General features: G+C 54.3%; 20 protein-coding genes and 1 tRNA gene. 5 read left to right on the top strand and 16 right to left on the bottom strand.

What is annotated here, in order from left to right; genetic code table 11:
* Positions 1-4: 4 nt before the first annotated feature.
* The 3 genes from SRBAKS_RS04875 to thrC are packed head-to-tail and all read right to left on the bottom strand — an operon-like array spanning position 5 to position 3,081.
* Entirely contained in the window at positions 5-874 is an 870-nt protein-coding gene (locus SRBAKS_RS04875) for a DMT family transporter (RefSeq protein ID WP_229594230.1), read from the bottom strand.
* The gene (locus SRBAKS_RS04870; protein WP_229594228.1) at positions 871-1,620 is read right to left on the bottom strand and encodes a TlyA family RNA methyltransferase; all 750 of its coding nucleotides are present in this window, start codon (positions 1,618-1,620) and stop codon (positions 871-873) included. Before SRBAKS_RS04870 ends, SRBAKS_RS04875 begins: the two co-directional genes overlap by 4 nt.
* 12 nt (positions 1,621-1,632) lie before the next feature.
* Positions 1,633-3,081, bottom strand: coding sequence for a threonine synthase (gene thrC, locus SRBAKS_RS04865; RefSeq protein WP_229594226.1), 1,449 nt, complete (start codon positions 3,079-3,081; stop codon positions 1,633-1,635).
* A gap of 174 nt (positions 3,082-3,255) precedes the next feature.
* Between thrC and SRBAKS_RS04860 the strand changes: the two genes are divergently transcribed.
* Positions 3,256-4,146, top strand: a complete 891-nt coding sequence (locus SRBAKS_RS04860) for a patatin-like phospholipase family protein (RefSeq protein ID WP_229594224.1) — start codon at positions 3,256-3,258, stop codon at positions 4,144-4,146.
* Positions 4,147-4,155: 9 nt separating this feature from the next.
* On the opposite strand, the gene SRBAKS_RS04855 is transcribed toward SRBAKS_RS04860, so the two are convergent.
* Positions 4,156-5,028 carry a LysR family transcriptional regulator gene (locus SRBAKS_RS04855; RefSeq protein WP_229594222.1) on the bottom strand — a complete coding sequence of 291 codons (873 nt, stop codon included), beginning with the start codon at positions 5,026-5,028 and terminating at the stop codon, positions 4,156-4,158.
* Positions 5,029-5,112: 84 nt separating this feature from the next.
* On the opposite strand from SRBAKS_RS04855, the gene SRBAKS_RS04850 reads away from it, so the two are divergent.
* A complete protein-coding gene (locus SRBAKS_RS04850; protein ID WP_229594220.1) occupies positions 5,113-5,460 on the top strand; it encodes a carboxymuconolactone decarboxylase family protein in 348 nt (115 codons plus the stop codon).
* A 33-nt stretch (positions 5,461-5,493) separates the two neighbouring features.
* Here the strand turns inward: SRBAKS_RS04850 and SRBAKS_RS04845 are convergent, their stop codons facing one another.
* The 9 genes from SRBAKS_RS04845 to SRBAKS_RS04805 all read right to left on the bottom strand — a co-directional run bounded on the left by SRBAKS_RS04845 (position 5,494) and on the right by SRBAKS_RS04805 (position 13,887).
* Complete coding sequence (locus tag SRBAKS_RS04845; RefSeq protein ID WP_229594218.1) at positions 5,494-5,991, bottom strand: DUF456 domain-containing protein; 498 nt, start codon at positions 5,989-5,991, stop codon at positions 5,494-5,496.
* Positions 5,992-5,997: 6 nt separating this feature from the next.
* Positions 5,998-7,287, bottom strand: a complete 1,290-nt coding sequence (locus SRBAKS_RS04840; protein ID WP_229594216.1) for a phenylacetate--CoA ligase family protein — start codon at positions 7,285-7,287, stop codon at positions 5,998-6,000.
* 22 nt (positions 7,288-7,309) lie between these two features.
* Positions 7,310-8,764 (bottom strand): replicative DNA helicase, encoded by a 1,455-nt coding sequence (gene dnaB, locus SRBAKS_RS04835; protein WP_229594214.1) that lies wholly within the window; start codon positions 8,762-8,764, stop codon positions 7,310-7,312.
* On the bottom strand, positions 8,733-9,278 hold the full coding sequence (rplI, locus tag SRBAKS_RS04830) for a 50S ribosomal protein L9 (protein ID WP_229594212.1): 546 nt from the start codon (positions 9,276-9,278) through the stop codon (positions 8,733-8,735). The genes dnaB and rplI overlap by 32 nt, the downstream gene beginning before the upstream one ends.
* A gap of 14 nt (positions 9,279-9,292) precedes the next feature.
* Positions 9,293-9,556, bottom strand: a complete 264-nt coding sequence (gene rpsR / locus SRBAKS_RS04825) for a 30S ribosomal protein S18 (protein WP_229594210.1) — start codon at positions 9,554-9,556, stop codon at positions 9,293-9,295.
* Between the two features lie 11 nt (positions 9,557-9,567).
* Positions 9,568-9,858, bottom strand: coding sequence for a 30S ribosomal protein S6 (gene rpsF, locus SRBAKS_RS04820; protein ID WP_229594208.1), 291 nt, complete (start codon positions 9,856-9,858; stop codon positions 9,568-9,570).
* A 276-nt stretch (positions 9,859-10,134) separates the two neighbouring features.
* A complete protein-coding gene (locus SRBAKS_RS04815) occupies positions 10,135-11,028 on the bottom strand; it encodes a phosphoribosylaminoimidazolesuccinocarboxamide synthase (RefSeq protein ID WP_229594206.1) in 894 nt (297 codons plus the stop codon).
* 27 nt (positions 11,029-11,055) lie between these two features.
* On the bottom strand, positions 11,056-12,360 hold the full coding sequence (gene hisD, locus SRBAKS_RS04810) for a histidinol dehydrogenase (protein WP_229594204.1): 1,305 nt from the start codon (positions 12,358-12,360) through the stop codon (positions 11,056-11,058).
* A gap of 219 nt (positions 12,361-12,579) precedes the next feature.
* On the bottom strand, positions 12,580-13,887 hold the full coding sequence (locus SRBAKS_RS04805) for an outer membrane homotrimeric porin (RefSeq protein ID WP_229594202.1): 1,308 nt from the start codon (positions 13,885-13,887) through the stop codon (positions 12,580-12,582).
* A 280-nt stretch (positions 13,888-14,167) separates the two neighbouring features.
* Here SRBAKS_RS04805 and uvrC point away from each other — a divergent pair, with 280 nt between their 5' ends.
* On the top strand, positions 14,168-15,982 hold the full coding sequence (gene uvrC, locus SRBAKS_RS04800; protein ID WP_229594201.1) for an excinuclease ABC subunit UvrC: 1,815 nt from the start codon (positions 14,168-14,170) through the stop codon (positions 15,980-15,982).
* Here uvrC and SRBAKS_RS04795 read toward each other — a convergent pair.
* Together SRBAKS_RS04795 and SRBAKS_RS04790 are read right to left on the bottom strand one after the other, a co-directional pair.
* On the bottom strand, positions 15,979-16,656 hold the full coding sequence (locus tag SRBAKS_RS04795; RefSeq protein WP_229594200.1) for a metal-dependent hydrolase: 678 nt from the start codon (positions 16,654-16,656) through the stop codon (positions 15,979-15,981). The genes uvrC and SRBAKS_RS04795 overlap by 4 nt on opposite strands.
* Positions 16,657-16,665: 9 nt before the next feature.
* Positions 16,666-17,232 (bottom strand): UbiX family flavin prenyltransferase, encoded by a 567-nt coding sequence (locus tag SRBAKS_RS04790; protein ID WP_229594198.1) that lies wholly within the window; start codon positions 17,230-17,232, stop codon positions 16,666-16,668.
* A gap of 165 nt (positions 17,233-17,397) precedes the next feature.
* Between SRBAKS_RS04790 and SRBAKS_RS04785 the strand changes: the two genes are divergently transcribed.
* A tRNA-Arg gene (locus tag SRBAKS_RS04785) sits at positions 17,398-17,474 on the top strand.
* 58 nt (positions 17,475-17,532) lie between these two features.
* Here SRBAKS_RS04785 and SRBAKS_RS04780 read toward each other — a convergent pair.
* On the bottom strand, positions 17,533-17,937 hold the full coding sequence (locus tag SRBAKS_RS04780) for a bacteriohemerythrin (protein ID WP_229594196.1): 405 nt from the start codon (positions 17,935-17,937) through the stop codon (positions 17,533-17,535).
* 611 nt (positions 17,938-18,548) lie between these two features.
* Between SRBAKS_RS04780 and SRBAKS_RS04775 the strand changes: the two genes are divergently transcribed.
* On the top strand, positions 18,549-20,387 hold the full coding sequence (locus SRBAKS_RS04775) for a UbiD family decarboxylase (RefSeq protein WP_229594194.1): 1,839 nt from the start codon (positions 18,549-18,551) through the stop codon (positions 20,385-20,387).
* The last annotated feature ends 10 nt before the right edge of the window (positions 20,388-20,397 follow it).

Here is a 20,397-nt window from a genome sequence, read left to right as displayed (position 1 = left end):
GGTATTAGTCTGTCTTTTTCGCTGCACGGAGATTGGGCAGGATGATGCCTGCAATAATCAGCAGTGCGCCCCCCATCTGGAGCATGACAATCTGTTCATTCAGAAACAGCGCGGCAGCCGCGAGCGTGATTACCGGTTCGACAGACGAGAAGATACAGGTATATGCACTGCCTATTTTTTCGATTGCCATATAGAGACAGGTTACCGCTATGACGCCGGGAATCAACCCCAGTGCCAGACTGATGATGACCTGATCTTCGGTAGTGTACAGCCAGGCGGTTATGTCACCGGAGAGAGTAAAGGCCACTGCGGTGAACACCATGACATAGAAGGTGGCTGTCAACGGGCGCATGCCCTTCAGGAGTACCTGAACCAGTAGCAGGTAGAGGGAAAAAACCACCATGGCGCCGAATGCGTAGAGCAATCCGGTGCTGTCTACAGCACGTAAAAAAGCATCATAAAAAACCAGACAGCAGCCGACCATTACCAGCACCAGGGACGTCAGCACTGCCTGATTCAACCGCATTTTGAGCAACACGGCCGAGAGCAGGGTGACGACCATGGGGTGTCCGTAAAGCACCAATGAGGTGGTCGATGCCGGGATTGTCGCCAGTGCCTTGACGAAACAGGTGGTCTGGGTCCAGTAGACGACCAACCCGAGCAAAGCGCACTTGCCCAGTGCCGGGAGGGAGATTCGAAGCAGGGAGCGGTCTTTGAACAGCAGAAATACAAACAGAATGGCCACTGCATAGCTGAAGCGATACTGCATCATCACCGCTCCGGTCATGCCAGCCTCGTAACCGAGCTTGACCAGAATCGCCATCGACCCGAACGACGCGGCGGAAATGAGTGCGTATAGCAAGCCCTGAATCATGGCGATTTCTTCATGTAGGCCATGTATTCCTGATTGCCCTTGGGGCCGAGAATCTTGGAGGGAACTACGCCTTTGATGGTCAGACCGAGTTCCGTACGACAGAATTCGGTGACCATGTCTACGGTCTCCTGGCGCAGGGCTTCATCACGGACAACCCCTTTGTCCGTTTGCCCCGGGCCGACCTCGAACTGCGGCTTGATGAGCACCACCAACTCGCCTTTGTCACGCAGGAACTGCATGCAGGCGGGCAGAATTTTGGTCAGTGAAATAAAGGACACATCGGCCACGATAACGTCCACAGGTTCCGGGATGAGATCGGGTTCGGCGTGACGAACGTTGGTTCGCTCAAGGTTGATGACCCTGTCGTCCTGCCGCAACTTTTCATGGAGCTGCCCATACCCCACATCCACGGCATAGACCCGTGTGGCGCCATGCTGGAGCATGCAGTCTGTGAAACCGCCTGTGGACGCTCCGGCATCCAGTGCTATTTTGCCATTGAAATCAATGGAAAATTCGTCGATGGCCGTGAGTATCTTGTACGCGCCCCGTGACACGAACCGGTTGTCGTCAGGGACCACGAATTCGGTGTCAGGGAAAAACTGCTGCCCCGGTTTGTTCACGGGCGTTTTCTGGCCTCGATCCATGTAGTGGACCTTGCCTGCCATGATCAATCGTTTGGCTTTCTCTCTGCTGTCAACCAGCCCGGCGGCGGCCAACAACTGATCCGCGCGTTGTTTTTTGGCCACAGGAAACTCCAGCTACTTCTTTTCCAGACCGAGTTTGGCGACAACCTTGTCAGCCGTGGTACGCGTATAGTCTGCCTCGGACAGTTTGTCCTTTTCCTCGGGAGAGATGACCAGTTCCGGCTTGTTGGCGAGGTCCATGTTCGGACTGACTTCGAATTCGGGCGGGAAGGTGTTCTCGAAATACATGGTCTGGAAGTCCACGAACTTGAGCTGGTGGGCTGTGGAATCGAGGATGCAGAGCTCTTCATTGGTTACCAGTCCCAGTTCCAGTGCCCGTTTGGCCCCGGCAAAGGACTCTCCGCCCTGAGTGCAGGCGATGTGCCCGTTCATGTTGGCCTGAATCATGGAGTCCATGATTTGCTGTTCGGTGACCTGGATTACCTGGAAAGAGTCCTTGCCGCCGATGGCTTCGAATTTTTCGGCGAAATGTTTGACGCGCGGGAAGGAGACCGGGTTGCCGATCATGGCTGCCTGGGCCACGGAAGCGCTGACGGTTACCGGTGCGTACTGGCGTTCCTTGGGATCGTCTGCAGCGTAATAGCGGTAGACAGGATCAGCGTGATGGGACTGGACGCCGAAGATGCGAGGCAGGTCCGTGATGATGCCCAGCGCGTGCAGCTTGAGGAATCCGGCCATGATGGCAGTGATGTTGCCCGCGTTGCCGATGGGGACGAAAATACATTTGCCCTTGAGGTCCCAGTCGTACCACTGCGCGCACTCAAACGCATAGGACTCCTGGCCGAGGATGCGCCAGGCGTTTTTGGAGTTGAGTAGGGCCACGCGGTAGTTGTCGGCCAGGTGTTCCACGACCTTCATGCAGTCGTCGAAGACACCGGGGACTTCCAGCACGACCGCGCCGGAGCCGAGAGGTTGGGCGAGTTGCGCCGGTGTGACCTTGCCGTGAGGCAGAATGACCACGGACTTGATTGCGCCGCCCACATAGGAAGCGTAGAGAGCCGCTGCGGCCGAGGTGTCACCCGTGGATGCGCAGACAGTGAGAATCTGGTCCCATCCGTGCTGGCGGATGAGGGAGCGCAGGTAGGAGAAGCCGCAGGCCATACCGCGATCCTTGAAGGAAGCGGACGGATTCTGCCCGTCATTCTTGTAGGCTGTGGTCAGGCCGGTGGCCTCGTTGAGGACCGGACTGGATTCGATGACAGGCGTGTTGCCTTCTCCTAGATAGACGATGTCCTCTTCCTCAAGCACAGGAGCCATGAGCTCGTAAAAACGGAAGATTCCGCGCAGGGCGGTCTTCTTGGAAGCTGCCCGTTCGTCGAAAATTTGTCTCCACTGCTCGCCGGATGTTTTTTTCAACTCATCGAACAGGAGGTTGTCGAGCAGAAAGACCCCGCCGCAGTCCGGGCAGGTGTAGTACAACTCGTCAGTAGGGAATCGCTTGCCGCAACCAAGGCAGAAGTATTCCATGTGTCCACGATAAGAAGGAAAAAGATCGGCAGTCATTGTCTCACCCGATGGGAAAAGGTTATGTAATTCAGCGTCGGCCCGGAAAGGCCAAAAGATTCGCTTAAAAGGTAGAGTATGGCAAGTCAAAAGTGCATGCTGGGCTTGCAGAAAACGGGATTGTAGGGTTTTTGTCTGTCAGTCTGTTCGGAGCCACGGAGGATTAAGAAATATATGAAGAAAGGGAAAAGCATATCGCTCGTCATGGGCAGCGGCGGTGCCCGTGGGCTTGCTCACATAGGTGTCATCCGTTGGTTGGAGGAAAACGGGTACGAGATCAAATCCATTTCGGGCTGTTCCATGGGCGCGCTGGTAGGCGGGATTCATGCCATCGGCAAACTCGATGAATACGAGGACTGGGTTCGCGGCATTACCAAACGGGATATGCTCGCCTTGCTGGATGTCTCTCTCGGAATGGATGGGCTTATCAAGGGCGACCGGATCATCAACACCCTGCGCAATCTGGTGGGCGAGGAACGGATTGAGAACCTGCCCATCAGCTTTACGGCGGTTGCGGCAAATATCTCCCGGCGTAAGGAGGTCTGGATTCGGAAAGGACCGCTTTTCGATGCCATCAAGGCTTCCATTGCCCTGCCTTTGTTGTTCAAGCCTGTGGTCGTCAACGGTGAGGACATCATTGACGGTGGTATTCTGAATCCTGTTCCCATTGCACCGACCTTTGGTGATCAGACAGACTGCACCATTGCCGTCAACCTGTGCGCACCGTCGGTCAAAGGAGGGGAGATTCCCTCGGAAAAGAAAAATGGCGGGGCGGACAATGGTTCACTCGTGTCCAAAGCCATCACCGAATTTATCGGCACCATGACGGACAAAATTACCATGAAACGACATGATTTCAGAGCGTATACCATTGTCTACAAGTCCTTTGACGCCATGCAGGGGGCCATTGCCCGTCAGAAGATCGCAGCCTATCCCCCGGACTGTGTACTCGATATTCCTATCAATCTGTGCAGTCTGATGGATTTTGACAGAGCAGGACCACTCATCAAACACGGATATGCACTGGCCGCTTCTCGATTGCCGCAGTTCTTTGAATCGTTGTAACTCAGCGGGTCACGATGCCTTCATGCCCAATTCCTGACTCAGAAATCCGGCAAAGGAGTCCAGCACTTCGGAGTGGGGCTTTTGGGTGATTTTTAAGCGCATGCCAACAGGGGCGATGGGGGGCAGCCCGTCTTGAGGCAAAGCGAGTCGGCAGCCCTGCATGTATGTGTTTATGGAGACCGGCCCCACAGCCAATCCTGCCTGGATGGCAGCCAGTACCCCCGCAAGGCTGGGGCTGCTGTATGCGATGCGATAGGGAATTCCCGCCTGTTCAAGGGCGGTCAGTCCGTTACGGCGAAACAGGCAGCCGGCATGATACAGGGCCAGCGGCAGCGGGCGTTGCTCCACGGGCGCGCCGCGTTCAGCCATCAGCCAGGCCAGGGGGAGTGGCTTGGTGTCTATCTGGTTGGCATTTTCTTCCGTTGTCAGGATGATATCCAACTCTTTGGCGCGGAATTGTTCTTTTAGCTGAGGTGAATCATCACAATACACATTAACCTGTACGGAAGGGTGGACGGCGGCAAAGCGTTGCAATGCGCTGGGAAGGTAGCGTGTGGCGTAGGCTTCGGGGGTGCCGAAGCGGACCACGCCGTGCAGTCTCGGTTTGCAGAGGGCGACCAGGGTTTCCTCATGCAGGGCGAGGAGGCGTTGTGCATAGTGATAGAGCATGTCGCCCTCGGGCGTCGGTACGACTCCTCTTCCTTCACGCCGGAATAGTTGTTGCCCCAGATCATTCTCCAGCTTTTTCATTTGCATGCTGACCGCTGATTGAGTGCGGTGCACCAACTTGGCCGCAGTCGTGAAACTGCCGGTATCCATGGCAGCCACAAACGTCCGCAGGAGGTCCGGTGGGAGTTGTATGAACGACGACTCATCAATCATTTTTATACGATAAATAAAATCAATTCGTTTGTCGAATGTCTGTTTCCAAGGCACGTTGGTGGAAACACGAACAAGGAGTCGAAAATGATCGAAAGTCAGAGTGAATTGAAAGAGAGCATCATACGGAACTGGGTAACTTTCAAGCGGGTTATGCCGGAGGTCACCGCCCTTCAGGACGCGTATTCCATGGAAGTTTACAAGGATGGTGTGATCAGCGGTAAACACAAGCGGCTGATGGCGTTGGTTGGTGCTTTGGTGAGCGGCTGCCGGGGATGCATTCTCTATCAGATTGAGATGGCGCTGGAGTTGGGGGCCACGGTCGAGGAGATACTGGAAGCGTGTACCGTGGCCGTATCCCTGGGAGGGACTATGGCCTCTGCGCAGAGCGGCAGGGTGGTCGAATTCCTTACGGAAAAGGGCCTGATGGACTAGAAGAGTGCGGGGCGGGCTTTGAGTCCGCCTCGCCTACGGCCAGATTTTTGGGATGGAGAGGATAACGATGAACGCGCCAATGGATGTCTTGACCGTGAAGCCCAGAGCCTTTCCGAAGAACGCTCCCTTGGCTGCCGTGAAGGCCTGTTCACGGGTCTTTCTGGTCAGTTCGACGACCAGACAACCCAGATAGGCTCCGGCCAGAGCGCCGATGAGCGCACCCAGTCCGAGAAAGAAGGGCATGCCGAATATGGCTCCGGCAATGGCGCCGACAATGCCGCCGATGTTGCCGAGGGTACTCGCGCCGTATCGGCCTGCATAGTGGGCCTGGAGGAAGAACTCCAGTCCTTCCGCCACCGCGGCTATGACGGCCATGGTGATGACAAAAGACCACGCCATGGATTCGGGGTAGAGAACCTTCCACAGGGTGACCAGTGCCAGCGCACCCCAGTTGGCGGGCATGCTGAAGAGCTGGAGCACCTGTGACAAAAAGAGTCCGAGTATGAGAAGTGATGCCCAGACGTATTCCATGGTCGGTTACTCCTCGTTGCGTCGATCAATGACGCGAACAGCTTTGCCTTCTGCTTTGGGAATGGAGTCGGATTGGCACAGCTCGACATGCGGGGTGAGCAGGATCTCAGAACACAGATTCTTGGCAATCTTTTTCTGCAGGCCTTGCAACGCGCGCATATCCTCCACAAAGAATTCGTCCTTGACCTCGACCTTGACCTTCATTTGGTCGGAGACACCTTCGCGAACCAGCTCAATGAGATAGTTCTGGCCGACTTCGGGCATGGACATGAGGCATTGTTCGATCTGCATGGGGTATATATTCACGCCCTTGAGAATCATCATGTCGTCTGCACGTCCGGCAATGCGGTCAATGCGGCGATGGGTTCGGCCGCATGCACAGTCTCCCGGAATGAATCGGGTCAGGTCGCGGGTGCGGTAGCGAATGATGGGCATGCCTTCACGCGTGAGCGTAGTCATGACCAGTTCGCCGATTTCGCCTTCTGCAACATGCTCTCCGGTTTTCGGATTGATGATCTCGGCAATATAGGCATCTTCCCACACATGCATGCCGTTTTGTTGCAAACACTCGAACGCCACGCCCGGTCCGTTCATTTCGGACAGACCGTATGAGTTGTAGGCCTTGATGTGCATCATTTCTTCGATCTTGGCCCGTGCTTCTTCGGTGTGCGGTTCCGCACCAATGAGCGCGATACGCCACGGCATATCTTCGATTTCATATCCGGCTTCCTGTACCTTCTGCGCAAAGTAGAGGGCAAAGGAGGGGATGATGTGCAGAACGGAAACATTGTGATCGCGGATGAGTTTGATCTGGCGCTTGGTATTGCCTGCACCGGCCGGGATAGTCAGCATGCCGAGACGTTCTGACCCGTAGTGGATGCCGAGGCCTCCAGTGAACAGTCCATACCCGGACATATTCTGCATCGTATCGGACTCGCGACAGCCACAGGCGTACATGCAGCGGGCCATGAGGTCTGCCCAGGTATTCAGGTCTTGCTGGGTATAGAACACGGCAACCGGAGTTCCCGTTGTGCCGGAGGATGCGTGCAGCCGGACAAATTCATCAAGGGAGCGGGTCAGCAGGCCATGCGGGTACTGATTGCGCAGATCGTCCTTGGTGGTAAACGGCAGCTTGGCAATATCTGATGCGGTCTTGATGTCCGCGGTATCGAATCCTGCCAGTTGTTCACTGTAAAACGGTGAGTTCCTGGCGTTGTCGATGGTCTTTTTCAAGCGCTCCACTTGAAGTTCTTCAAGAGCGGCACGGTCCATGGCCTCTACGGGATCGAAATACATGGCGATTCTTTGGTGCTAGTGGTTATTCGGAATCCTGGTGGAATCCTTCGGGAATCTCGGACGGATACACTGTGGCGTCCATGTTCTCGAACAGGGTATATTCTTTCTTGAAAAACAGCTCGCATTTACCTGTGGGGCCGTTACGTTGCTTGCCGATGATGATCTCCGCATGATTCTTGAGCGGGTTGTCCTCACTCTTATTATACGCGGCATCGCGGTAGAGAAAAATAATGATATCAGCATCCTGCTCGATAGCTCCTGATTCACGGAGGTCAGACATCATGGGATGCTTGTCGGTCCGTTCTTCGACCTTGCGGTTGAGCTGAGACAGCGCGATGACCGGGACGTTGAGTTCCTTGGCCAGCGCTTTGAGGTGCCGTGAAATGTCGGAAATTTCCTGTTCTCGTGAATCGGGGCGAGCGCTGGAGCGCATGAGCTGGAGGTAGTCCACCACGATGAGCCCAAGGTCATGTTCAGCCTTGAGGCGTCGGCAGCGGGCCTGCAGTTCCAGGGTAGAGAGCGCTGGGGTGTCATCAATAAAAATCGGTGCATCGGTAATGATGTCAGCCGCTTCCTGTAAATCAAGCCAGTCCTGTGCTTCAAGAAATCCGGTTCGCAGATTGGAGAGAGGCACTTTACCTTGCACAGCAAGCAGGCGGGTCATGAGTTGTTCCATGCTCATTTCCAGCGAAAATACAGCAGTGGGGCATTCACTGCGTACCGCGGCACGAAGGGCCACGTTCAGAGCGAATGCGGTCTTACCCATGGAGGGGCGACCCGCTATGATGATCAGGTCCGACTTCTGCAATCCGGCAGTCATGTGGTCGAAGTCGTGATAGTGCGTGGCGATGCCGGTGATGGCCGACTTGTTGTTGAACTTGGCTTCCAGCTCTTCAAAGACTCGCTTAATGAGCTGGCCGCTGGGCATCATGCCCCGCATTTCCTTGCTCTGGGCGATCTGGAAGATTTCCTTTTCGGATTCGTCCAGTACCTCGTCCACGTCGCGGGCGGAGAAACAGTTGTTGATGATGCCGCTGGAAATATCGATGAGCTTGCGCAGAATGCACTTGTCGCGAACGATCTGTGCATGGTGCAGGGCGTTTGACGCACTGACGACCGAGTCGGAAAGTTCGGACAGATAGGCCGGGCCACCGACGGTCTCAAGGGTACCGTTCTGCTCCAACTGGTGGGCTACGGTAACGATATCAGTGGGCTTGTGTGCGTCGTAGAGCTGGGTAAAGGCGGCAAAGATGTCACGATGAACCGGAGAATAGAAATCATCTGCGGAAATGACGTCCACCAGTTGGTGGAAGAGGGAGTCGGACTGGAACACGCCGCCTAGGACGGACTGTTCAGCCTCGTAAGAGTGAGGGGGGACTTTGCGTACGAGATCGGAAGAGGCCCTGTCCAGGGCCTCTTCCGGATTGTGATCGTACTGGGCTGATCTATGCCTCTTCGGTTTCGGCGTCTGCGGCATTCTCTACGGATTCCTCGACGGCCTCGGCCTTTTCTTCAACAGGTTCTTCAATGTCTTCGACGATCGGGCCACCATGACGGGAGACGGTGAGCTTCAGCTCGCCGCGCACGTCGGGGTGCAGGCGGATCTCAATGTCGTATTCGCCCAGGGAGCGAATGGGATCGGACAGGATGATCTTGCGGCGATCGATGTTGACACCGGCAGCTTCCATGGCATCGCCAATGTTGATGCTGGTAACAGAGCCGTACAGCTTGTCGCCTTCACCAACGCGGACTTCGATGTCGACAGGAGTGGCGGCAATCTTTGCTGCCAAGCCTTCGGCCTGAGCGCGCAGAGAATCTGCCTGTTCCTGCAGTTTGCGGCGTTCGAGTTCGAAAGCCTTGAGGTTTGCTTTGGTAGCCGGCTTGGCAAGTCCCTGAGGAATCAGGTAGTTGCGACCGTAGCCGGGCTTGACTGTGACGATATCTCCGAGTCGACCAAGAGCGTCGACGTCAGCGCGAAGGATAAGTTTCATGTGGTTCTCCCCCCTTACATGGAGCTACGCTTTTTCACATCAGTGCTGTGAACGGTGGTGTAGAACAGGAGAGCCATCTGACGGGCGCGTTTAATTTCGTTGGTCAGGCGGCGCTGGTGCTTAGCACAGGTGCCGGTGATGCGACGGGCAATGATCTTGCCGCGTTCGGTCACGAAATCACGAAGGATATCGGGGCGCTTGTAATCCAGGGGCAGTTCCTTGTCCGCACAGAAGCGGCAGAACTTCTTCCTCGGGGTAAATCTTTTCTGAAATGCCATGGTAAGACCTCCTAGGCAGCCAGTTTGACGGTCATGAACTTGAAGATGCCGTCTGTGATGCGGATATTGCGTTCCAGTTCTGCAACCAGAGCGCCAGGAGCGTCGTACACAAGGCGTACGTAGTATCCACGGGTCTGCTTCTCGACAGGGTAGGCCAGCTGGCGCATGCCCCAGTCATCGGTCTCAACCATTGAGCCGCCTTCGCGGTCCACGATGTCGGTGAGAGAAGTCAGGATACCTTTCCTGTCTTCCTCAGCCAACTCCGGGGAGAGAAGGACGAGCGTCTCGTAATTGTTTGCCATTTTTGAACTCCTTTTGGTCATAGGCCCTCTTCCACGCGGAAGAGAGCAAGGCAAGAGGGGGTTTATTAGTTTCATTTGCCGCGCCTGTCAAGTCGGACGGCTTCCCTCTTGGTCTATCTATTTATTATCATCATTTTTATCAGGCGGCGTCCAGCCACATTTGTCATTGCCCGGACCTCAATTTCCACCGCCGAACTTGCTTCGCAGGAATCGTCCAGCAATGAGGCCAAGGGCGATAAGCCCTGCGAGTTGTAACCATTCCTGCATGTACGCCTCCTAGATTTTGAGGTCTTCGCCGGTCAACAGCTTGTACGCTTCAAGGTATTTGGCACGAGTCTGTTCGGCGATATCAGCGGGAATGGCCGGTGCCGGAGGTTGCTTGTTGAAGCCGATCTCCACCAGCCAGTCGCGGAAGTACTGCTTGTCGAAACTGGGTTGTGACTTGCCTGGTTCGTATCCTTCTTCCGGCCAGAAGCGGGAGGAATCAGGGGTCAGGGCTTCGTCGATGAAAATCAAATCGCCGTCAATGGTGCCGAACTCGAATTTGGTATCTGCGATGAGAATGCCTCTTTGTTTGGCATAGTCGCGGGCTCGGGTGTAGATGTCCAGCGCCAGTTTTTCCACCTTGCGCATCATCTCGTCGCCAATCAGTTCGGCAGCGGCTTCCAGGGTGATGTTTTCATCGTGGTCGCCCAGATCCGCTTTGGTGGACGGGGTGAAGATGGCTTTTTCAAGCATCTCGGATTCCCGCAGGTTCGGGGGCAGCTTGTGCCCACAGACTTCACCGGTTTTCTGGTAGTCGGCCCAGCCGGAACCGGTAATGAAGCCGCGGACGATGCATTCGATGGGAAGCGGAGTGGCCTTTTTTGCCAGTACGGAACGATCCTGCAACTCCTCTTTATATTTATGCAGCGGCTCTGGGTAGTCATCCACATTGGTGGCGATGATGTGGTTGGGAACCAGGTCTTTCATCATGTCCATCCAGAACAGGGTGATCTGGTTGAGAACCTTCCCTTTGTCAGCAATGGGATCGGACATGACCACATCAAATGCGGAAAGGCGGTCCGTGGTCACCAGCAGCAAGGTGTTGTCGTCGATCTCGTAGATGTCACGAACCTTGCCCTTGGAGATGAGCGGATATTCGGTGATGTTGGTTTCAAGAACGGCCATGAACAAGTCTCCCTTTAGTATAAGGTATTATTTGATGCGTGTTTCAACGCTACGTGCGTGGGCTTCGAGTCCTTCCAGTCGCGCGAGGCGCGCTATCTTGTCGCCATGCTCGGCAACATAGGCTGAGCTGGTCGCAATAACACTGGACTTTTTACAGAAATTCTGAACGGATAACGCTGAAGAAAAGCGGACTGTGCGCAGGGTCGGCAGGACGTGGTTGGGACCTGCAAAGTAATCTCCCACCGGTTCAGGGGAGTTGTGCCCCATGAAGATGGCTCCGGCATGGCGAATGGAACCGAGCATGGTCCACGGGTCTGCCAGTGCGAGTTCAAGGTGTTCGGCAGCCAGTTGGTTGACCAGCTCTGCGCCGGCTTCCATATTGGGAACAGTGATGATGGCTCCCCAGTCTTTCAGTGATTTGGCTGCGATCTCGTTGCGTGGCAGAGCCTTGCACTGGCTGACAAGTTCTTTTCTGACCGCTTCGGCCAAGGCTTTTTCCGGGGTGACCAGAATGGATGCGGCAATGGGGTCGTGCTCTGCCTGGGAGAGCATGTCGGCTGCCAGCCAGGCAGGAGTGGCGGAATCATCAGCCAGGATGACGATTTCGCTGGGGCCTGCCACCATGTCGATTCCCACTTGTCCGATGAGCTGCGCTTTTGCCGTGGCCACGAAGATATTACCCGGACCGGCAAGGACATCGCATGGGGCGATGGACTGTGTGCCAAAGGCCAGGGCGGCAATGGCCCAGGCTGAACCGGAAAGATAGATTTCGTCCAGTTCGAGCAGAGCGGCTGTGGCCAGAATATATGGGTTCAGCGTACCATCCTGTCGCGGAGGCGAGGTCACGGCAATGGACTCAACGCCTGCCACCTGTGCCGGAATAGCGTTCATGATCAGGCTGGAAATAAGGGGTGTTTCGCCGCCCTGACCGCCGGGAACATACAGGCCAACACGGTCGACAGGGCGTACCATCTGGCCGAGAACCGTGCCGTCTTCGGCTGTGGTCCACCAGGATTTTTCCTTTTGATTCAGGTGAAAAGTCCTGACGCGGTCAATGGATTCTTCCAGGATGGCGACATCTGCTTTCGGGATGTCTGCGAGTGCGGCCTGAATAAGCGCGGCGGGGACGCGCAGGGATTCGACCTCAAGGCTGTCGCAGTCGAATTTGCGGGTGTACTCCACCAAGGCTTCGTCACCTCTGGTTTTTACGTCGGCAAGAATATTTCGAACCAATGAATCCACATTGGTATCAGGGTCTTTGCGTTGTTCAAGCCATTCTTCGATGGCGATCCAGTCTTTGTTGTCTGTATATGTCAGTTCTCTGCAGGGCATGACGACCTCTAAAAAATGTTGTGCGTTAAGGGGATGGTATATAGCCGACCGCCGAGCAAAAGTCGAGCGCGTACATGGATGCAGAATTGGTGGTATGCCTAGCAAAAAAACGTGATTACAGAGGGCTGAAATCAAACAAAAAAGAGGGCCGGGGTTTGCACTCCCCGGCCCTCTGGCGTTACTTGGCTTATAAGCTTTTCAGCTTAGTTCTAAGTAGTCTTAGAACTGGTAGACCATACCAGTAGCGAACTTCCAGGCGTCGTCCTGAAGGTCTGCAGCCCAGGTATCATCGTCGTAGTCGGCGTTGATGTAACCAATCTGGGTGTACAGAGTCAGTTCGTCGTAGATCTGGTACATGGTGTTGAAGTCAACTTCCCACAGGGAGTCCTTGTCGGTCAGGCCAGCGCCGAGGGTGATAGTGTTGTCAGCAAGAGCGTCGTCGTTGGTACCCTTAGCGTACAGGACATGGAAGTCGTGAGTCAGACCTTCAGCGAAGGACTGGATGTCAGTGGCAGAGAAGCCGAGGATCCAGTAACCCAGTTGGGTGTCGCCACCGTTGATGTCATCAGAGGTGATACCACCACCGCCGAAGAAGAAGGAGCCAACAGCCCAGTCAGACTGGATAACAGGCATAGCTTCAGCACCATCGCTGGTGTCGTCGTCGGAACCGGAGGTGTAGACGAAGTAGGCGGACATGGTAGCGAAATCAAAACCGGTGTAGTCCAGAGCAACGTCGAACCACCAACCGTTAGCTTCGCTAGCATCGGTCTCAGCGTCCATGTTACCATAAGCAAGGTCAGCCTTCAGAACGAAGGGATCAAACATGTTCATGGTGAAGTCGGAACCAATCCAGTATGCATTGATTTCGTCGCCGGTACCACCGTTGTAGTTCTGGCCACCGTTACCGTAGGCAACGTAGGGGGAGAAGGAAACACCTTCCAGGCTGACAGGCAGAGCCAGGATGTAAGCATCCAGGTAGTCCATGTCGTTGCTAGCCTGAGTGAGAGCCTCGGTGTCATTGTCGGTCACGCGAGCGTAACCACCCAGGACAGAGACGTTCTCGGTCAGGGGAGCGGACACCATCATGGCGCCAACGCGGCCAGCCATGATCTGGGAGCCACCGCCAACAGCGGTGGGCAGAGCGACATTGTACAGACCGGTCTTGATGTTGACTTCAGTTCCGGGCCAGTTGTAGTCGATGTAAACGTCACGGAAGCTGAGGGTAGAGTTAGTACCGGAACCAGCGGTGTCGTTGTCGTATTCGCCTTGACCCCAGGTGCCTTTCACGGAACGCAGGCCGATGACGGCTTTCAGGTTCTCGTTGGCAGTGGCGGTGAAGTAGAGATCTGCACGCTGGCGGATTTCCATGGCTTTGTTAGAGGAGTTCTTGGTGAAATCCCAGTTGGATTTCCAGATGGCGTTAACCAGCACGTTACCCGAGATGGTGACCTCGGGAGCGGCGGACGCGGATACAGCCATACCCAGTACCATGACCAGGGCGACTGCAAGCAGAGTCAAACGTTTCATAATAATTCTTCCTTTCTTTGCAATTAAAGACCAAGTAAGCGCCTTAACTGCCCCTGATGTATCGTAGCTTGCGGGCTTTGACAAGGGGTTGAGAGCAAAAAAAGTAAAAAAGTTAAAATTTTTATACTGTGCAAAAAATTGTACTTTCAAGATCGTCTTAGTGGTATTAAAGTTCATGTTTACAAGTGTTTAGGAGTGTATCTAAGAAAGGTGATTTGTTCAATAAAATCCAGTATAGTCGACTTTAGCAAAATTCGTGTAGGGAAAATACAACACTGTCATGAGTGAAAAGTTCAAATTTTTGGCCTCCAGTTATCCAGAGTCTCCCGGTGTCTATTTGATGAAGAATGGACAGGGGCATATCCTCTATGTGGGCAAGGCGAAGAGTCTGCGCAAGCGGTTGTCTTCCTATTTTCAGCGAAGTGCTGGGCACACCCCCAAGACCGTGGCCCTGGTCAGCCATATCCGGCAGATCGACATCCTGTTGACCTCGACAGAAAAAGAAGCCCTCCTGTTGGAGTCCGGGCTGATTAAAAAGCATCGGCCTCGATACAACATCGTGCTCAAGGACGATAAACAGTATGTGCTCTTCAAACTGGACAAGCAGGCCGAATACCCTCGACTATACATAACGCGCAAAGCGGCCCGTGACGGGTCTGTCTATTTCGGGCCGTTTACCTCTGCGGCTGCGGCCCGGACAGTGTGGAAGCTGCTGGGTAAGGTATTCCCTCTGCGCAAGTGCACGGATTCAACCTTCAAAAATCGGGTACGCCCTTGTTTGTACCATGATATTCATCAGTGCTGGGCACCTTGCGTTAAGGATGTGGATTCCACCTTATATAATGATATGGTTCATCGGGTGGAAATGCTGTTGTCCGGCAGGAGCGGGGAATTGGTCGAATCGCTGCGTCGAAAGATGAAGGCGGCATCCAATGAGATGGCCTTTGAACAGGCCGCAGAGTTTCGGGATCAGATACGGGCGGTACAAAAGACCGTTGAAGGGCAGGTCGCGGTCATTCATGACAATCGGGATCGGGATGTCATCGGCCTTGCCGAAAACGAGCAGGGGCTTGGTCTGGGTCTGCTATTCATACGCCAGGGCCGCCTTTTGGATGAAAAGCAGTTTTTTTGGCCCGGCCTGACGTTGGACGAGGGCGTTGAAGTTGTGGAGAGTTTTATCGTTCAGTTTTATGGCCCCGGACGCTTCATTCCTTCATTGATCATTGTTCCGTTTGAACCGGAGGAATCGCTGCTGACTGAAGTCCTTGTTGATAGAGGTGGACAGAGTGTGCGGATCGCTTCACCGCAAAATACGCGTGAAAAGAAGCTGCTTGGTCTGGCCAAAAGTGTGGCCGGACAGGCTCGGGAGCGTAAGGATACCATTACGACCCGGTTGCAACGAGTCCTTCGGCTGCGTGAGGAACCAGCCCGTATCGAATGTGTGGATGCCTCGCATCTGGGGGGCACGAACATGCGTGTGGGACAGGTTGTCTTTGAAGAGGGGCGGCGAAACAAGGAGGCTTCCCGTTTGTACTCCTTTCCGGAGCTTGAGGACACCAGTGATGACTATGCTGCGTTGGCTGCCTGGGCCAGGAGACGCATGGAGTCCGGGCCTCCTTGGCCTGATCTTGTGCTTATTGATGGCGGGCGCGGTCAATTGTCTGCCGTGGAAAACGCCCTGTCCGAATGCCTTGATGACGGATGTTGGGAGCTGGCGGCCATTGCCAAGGGTGAGTCCAGACGGGCTGGAGAGTTGGGAGATTTCATCTTCAGGCCGGGGCGGAAGAATCCCATGCCGGTCAAACCGGGGAGTGCCGAGCTGTTGTTCCTGCAGAAGGTGCGCGATACGGCTCATCGGTTTGTGCTGGGCCGTCAGCGAAGGGCGCGGAAGAAGGCGGTGCTGAGTAGCGAGTTGACCGCACTCCCGGGTATCGGGCCGAAAACAGCCCGTATCTTGTGGGACGCTTTTGAGTCGCTGGACGTCATGCTCGAGGCCGATCAACAGGCCATCAATGCCCTTCCGACCCTCGGCGCGAAACGGGCGGCAAAGATTTTCGACGCATTGCAGGCGCTGAAGGCGTCACGGACTGCTTAGAATTTCACCGGCGTACCGATTTCCAGCTCTACCATTTCCGTGTCCGGTGCCAACAGCGATAACTGTTCGGCCATAGAGTCCGTGCTTTTGGCCAAGACACCGAATGTTCCCCAGTGCTGCGGGATGACTTTTTTGCATCCCAGGAGTTTGCATGCGTATGCTGCCTGTTGGGCGTCCATGGTGAAGTGGCCGCCGATGGGGAGTATGGCGATATCAATGTCGTGAAATTGTCCGAACAGTTCCATGTCTCCGAACAGCCCGGTGTCACCCGAGTTGTAGATGCAGTATCCGTTGGGATCGGTGATGATGAATCCTGCGGGGGCGCCATTGACGGTGGAGTGCATGGCCTGAACCATCTTGATGTCCACCCCCTGACGGCTGACCGTGCCGCCGATGTTCATTCCCACGCCCAGATGTTGAGGCAGGCCAAGGTGAATTAGTTCCTGAATGACGTCGAAGATGGCGACCACTTCGGCGTCATGCTTGATAGCCAGTTCCAATGTCTGACCGATGTGGTCTGTGTGGTCGTGGGTGACCAGAATAAGATTGCACTCTTCGATTTCCTGATATGTCGTGGGCGAGGTTGGATTGCCCACAAAAAAAGGATCGATGAGCATGGTCGCATTGGCTACTTTGAGCCTGAAATTTGAGTGACCGAACCAGGTGATCTCCATGAAATCCTCCTATTCGCCCCACCTATGGAACAAGGTGTGGGGGATGTCCAGTTGATCAAGAATCTTTCCGGCCAGTTGATCGGCCAGATCCTCGATGGTTGCAGGGCGATGATAAAAGCCCGGGCTTGCCGGTATAACTACAGCTCCGGCCTGAGTGACCGTGAGCATGTTTTGCAGATGGATGGCGGAGTAGGGGGTTTCGCGCGGGACGAGTATGAGCGGATTGCGCTCTTTCAGGGCAACGTCCGCGGCCCTGTGGATCAGCGTATGGCCGAATCCGGTGGCAACGGCGGACAGGGTCGCCATGGAACAGGGACAGATAATCATGCCGTCATGTCTCCATGATCCGCTTGCCGGTGGCGCTGCGATGTCGTCAGGCTCATAGGATGCGGATGCCCCGCGCGTCAGGTCTTCTGTGGAAAGATCTGTCTCCAGGGTCAGCACCTTGCTGGCGGCCTGAGAGATGATGACATGCAGTTCCACGTCATCACGATTGGTGAGGGCTTTGACCAGGGAATGGGCATACACACTGCCGCTGGCCCCGCTGACAGCCAAGATGATCCGTCTTGTTTTCATACTTTCCCTATCCGAGTTGATTGAATGGTATATAGACTTTTTTTAGACTTTTTTGCAAGTGGAATCCCCCGCAAATGGAGGCATGCGTCTTTGTGATTCTTATTTCAATAGATTTGTTGTAGCCTTGACAAAGAAGATAGTGAAGTATAGCTACTTCCTTCTCGTGGGCTATTAGCTCAGTTGGATAGAGTGCTTGCCTCCGGAGCAAGAAGTCGCAAGTTCGAATCTTGCATAGCCCACCATAAAAAGCCCTGCCTCGCGCAGGGCTTTTTATATTCTTCCTTAGTCTCTCTCACATATTCACTTTTTTTCTGTGTCCTCAGCGGGCAGACACTGTGCGTAGTCTTTGTCGACTTCCATGATGTGGTTGGTCAGCCAGCGGCTCAGGAAAATGAAGACCTGCGAAAGGTTGGTCTTCTTGAACAGATTCTTTTGGAATTCGTCTACGTCCCGATTGAATTTGGCGTGCAGGCGTTTGTGCTTTTCCAAATCCGGATAACCGTATCGCTCCATATACTGTTCTTCAGTCTCGAAATGGTGCTTGGCATAGGCGCGCATCTTTTCGATCAGTGTCAGAAGCTTATGCTCATCATGTCGTTGAATGGCTTCGTATGAATCATTGATAAGGGAGATGAGCTCCTGATGTTGAGCATCCAGTTCGGTGGATTTGACTGACATGGTCTCATCCCAGTTCATGAGTGGCATAACGTTCCTCCGGAAAATCCATTGTTTCACGAAAAGTTAGCAGAACCATGTCAAATGGCAAGGAGAAGAAAATGGTAATTCTCGCCTGTTTTATCGAAAACAGGCGCAAATCATCTGCTGTTTGGGCAGACAGGAGGAGGTGCGGAAAAAAACCAGATTATAATACAAAAAAAAAGTCTGGTGTGCTCAGTTCTGAAACTGAGACTATGCCCTGTTTGGAGGTGGCAAATGCGTGAAATGTTAACAATGTCAAATGATTGTCTAGAGTGTGTGTTTCATCAAAAGAAATGCATACTTGGGCACAAACGTCCCTGGAATTCTGCAACTTGTGATGATTACAGACCGTATTGTCTTGTCTGTAATTTCCCACTTGAATTTTGCAATACATGTCGCAACCTCGCATCGCGCAGGATGAAACCGCTGGAGGTGGATGTGAATCCATTCTTCAAGTCCATCAACTCTCATGAATTCGATTGCGTCTGGCAGCCCACACGGGTTGCCCAATAGCAGGAGACATGTGTGCCATTGGTTTCCGAAGCTTACTGAATTTCGCTTAACTTTTCCGATTAATCCGTCTAGATTGTCACGCCACAAGCTAGAAGGGAATCACAATGGGATACAGGAATACGACTGAGTGCCTGAACGCACTTGAGGCCAGAGGAGAACTGGTGCGCATCGACAAGGCTGTTGATGCGCGAATAGAGATCGGCGCTATTCAGCGCCGGGTCTTTCAAGCCGGAGGTCCGGCATTACTCTTCAACAATGTAAGAGGATGCCGGTTTCCCATGGCCGCCAATATCTATGGCACACGAGAGCGGATGCATTTTATTTTTCGTGACACCGTGAAGATGGTGGAGCGATTGATGAAGCTCAAACTTAGCCCCATGGAGGCGCTCAAGCGTCCATGGAAGTACTTTGGTGCGCCCAAAACCGCTTTTCATACAATGCCCAAAAAGGTCTCCGATGGCCCGGTCATGAAGAATGAGACCAAGATATCCAGATTGCCCCAGTTGGTCTCCTGGCCGATGGACGGCGGAGGGTATGTGACCCTGCCACAGGTGTACACGGAGGACCCGTTCAATCCTGGAGTTTCCGGGTCCAACATGGGGATGTACCGTGTCCAGCTTTCCGGCAATGACTATGTTGTCGATGAGGAAGTCGGTCTTCATTATCAAATCCATCGCGGTATTGGGCATCACCATGCCCGCGCCATCAAGAAGGGCGAGCCGCTGAAGGTGAATGTCTTTGTCGGTGGACCGCCTGCCATGACCATGGCCGCTGTCATGCCGCTGCCTGAGGGGTTGGCGGAGTTGTTTTTTGCTGGGGCCATGGCCGGACATCGTATACCCATGGTGCAGAGAGAGAGCGGACTGCCCATCCCTGCTCAGGCTGATTTTTGCATTTGCGGTACGCTTTCAGCGCATGAAAAACCCGAAGGACCGTTTGGTGATCATCTCGGGTATTACAGCCTTGCCCACGATTTTCCCGTTCTCAAGGTTGATCATGTTTATCATCGTGATGATGCCATCTGGCCGTTCACCACGGTGGGCCGCCCGCCTCAGGAAGACACCATGTTCGGGGAGTTCATTCATGAGCTGACTGCCGATCTGGTGCCGTCTGTGTTCTCGGGTGTTCACGAGGTGCATGCGGTGGACGCAGCCGGGGTGCATCCGCTGCTCCTGGCCGTGGGGAGTGAGCGGTACGTCCCGTATGCCAAGGATCGCCAGCCCCAGGAATTGCTGACCAATGCCATGGGCCTGCTGGGCAACACACAGACCTCGCTGTCGAAATATGTGTTCATTGCTGCAAAGGAAGATATGGGCGCAGCTTCCTGTCATGATATTCCAGGCTTTTTCAAACATATGCTGGAACGTGCCGATTTGACACGAGATCTTCACTTCATTACCCGAACGACCATTGATACGTTGGATTATTCCGGTATCAGCCTCAATCAGGGGTCCAAACTGATTTTCGCGGCGGCCGGCAGTGTGAAACGCGAGTTGGGAACTTCCGTGCCTACAGGGTTGAAGTTGCCGCGCGGGTTTCGTGATGCGCGTGTGTTCGCCCCCGGCATATTGGTAGTGAAAGGAAACAAGCACCGCATGAAACGTGATCAGCAGGATGCCGCCCTCGAACGATTGGGTGTCACGCTGGAGACAGTCAAAGGGCTTGAAAAGTTCCCGATGATTGTGGTGGCGGATGACGCCCGATTCACGGCCCGTGACTGGGATAATTTCCTGTGGGTGACCTTCACTCGTTCTGATCCGGCCACCGACATGTACGGTGTTGGGGCGTTTTCCAATGCCAAGCATTGGGGAGCGAAGACGTCCGTCATTATCGACGCTCGGCTCAAGACATATCACGCGCCTCCGCTGGAGCCTGATCCGGAGGTTGAGAAACAGGTGGACGCCCTTGGTGCCAAGGGTGGCCCTTTACATGGTATTATTTAATCCCGGAGAG

The organism is Pseudodesulfovibrio sediminis, from assembly GCF_020886695.1.
In the GTDB taxonomy this organism is placed as follows: domain Bacteria; phylum Desulfobacterota; class Desulfovibrionia; order Desulfovibrionales; family Desulfovibrionaceae; genus Pseudodesulfovibrio; species Pseudodesulfovibrio sediminis.
The sequence above is the reverse complement of the archived record's forward strand: the minus strand, read 5'-3'. Positions and strand labels throughout refer to the sequence as shown.

Bases quoted from the DNA above. Each gene is read 5' to 3' on its own strand.
- SRBAKS_RS04875 (WP_229594230.1), bottom strand. From the start codon at position 874: ATGATTCAGGGCTTGCTATACGCACTCATTTCCGCCGCGTCGTTCGGG.
- thrC (WP_229594226.1), bottom strand. From the start codon at position 3,081: ATGACTGCCGATCTTTTTCCTTCTTATCGTGGACACATGGAATACTTC.
- SRBAKS_RS04860 (WP_229594224.1), top strand. From the start codon at position 3,256: ATGAAGAAAGGGAAAAGCATATCGCTCGTCATGGGCAGCGGCGGTGCC.
- SRBAKS_RS04855 (WP_229594222.1), bottom strand. From the start codon at position 5,028: ATGATTGATGAGTCGTCGTTCATACAACTCCCACCGGACCTCCTGCGG.
- SRBAKS_RS04850 (WP_229594220.1), top strand. From the start codon at position 5,113: ATGATCGAAAGTCAGAGTGAATTGAAAGAGAGCATCATACGGAACTGG.
- SRBAKS_RS04845 (WP_229594218.1), bottom strand. From the start codon at position 5,991: ATGGAATACGTCTGGGCATCACTTCTCATACTCGGACTCTTTTTGTCA.
- SRBAKS_RS04840 (WP_229594216.1), bottom strand. From the start codon at position 7,287: ATGTATTTCGATCCCGTAGAGGCCATGGACCGTGCCGCTCTTGAAGAA.
- dnaB (WP_229594214.1), bottom strand. From the start codon at position 8,764: ATGCCGCAGACGCCGAAACCGAAGAGGCATAGATCAGCCCAGTACGAT.
- rplI (WP_229594212.1), bottom strand. From the start codon at position 9,278: ATGAAACTTATCCTTCGCGCTGACGTCGACGCTCTTGGTCGACTCGGA.
- rpsR (WP_229594210.1), bottom strand. From the start codon at position 9,556: ATGGCATTTCAGAAAAGATTTACCCCGAGGAAGAAGTTCTGCCGCTTC.
- rpsF (WP_229594208.1), bottom strand. From the start codon at position 9,858: ATGGCAAACAATTACGAGACGCTCGTCCTTCTCTCCCCGGAGTTGGCT.
- SRBAKS_RS04815 (WP_229594206.1), bottom strand. From the start codon at position 11,028: ATGGCCGTTCTTGAAACCAACATCACCGAATATCCGCTCATCTCCAAG.
- hisD (WP_229594204.1), bottom strand. From the start codon at position 12,360: ATGCCCTGCAGAGAACTGACATATACAGACAACAAAGACTGGATCGCC.
- SRBAKS_RS04805 (WP_229594202.1), bottom strand. From the start codon at position 13,887: ATGAAACGTTTGACTCTGCTTGCAGTCGCCCTGGTCATGGTACTGGGT.
- uvrC (WP_229594201.1), top strand. From the start codon at position 14,168: ATGAGTGAAAAGTTCAAATTTTTGGCCTCCAGTTATCCAGAGTCTCCC.
- SRBAKS_RS04795 (WP_229594200.1), bottom strand. From the start codon at position 16,656: ATGGAGATCACCTGGTTCGGTCACTCAAATTTCAGGCTCAAAGTAGCC.
- SRBAKS_RS04790 (WP_229594198.1), bottom strand. From the start codon at position 17,232: ATGAAAACAAGACGGATCATCTTGGCTGTCAGCGGGGCCAGCGGCAGT.
- SRBAKS_RS04780 (WP_229594196.1), bottom strand. From the start codon at position 17,937: ATGCCACTCATGAACTGGGATGAGACCATGTCAGTCAAATCCACCGAA.
- SRBAKS_RS04775 (WP_229594194.1), top strand. From the start codon at position 18,549: ATGGGATACAGGAATACGACTGAGTGCCTGAACGCACTTGAGGCCAGA.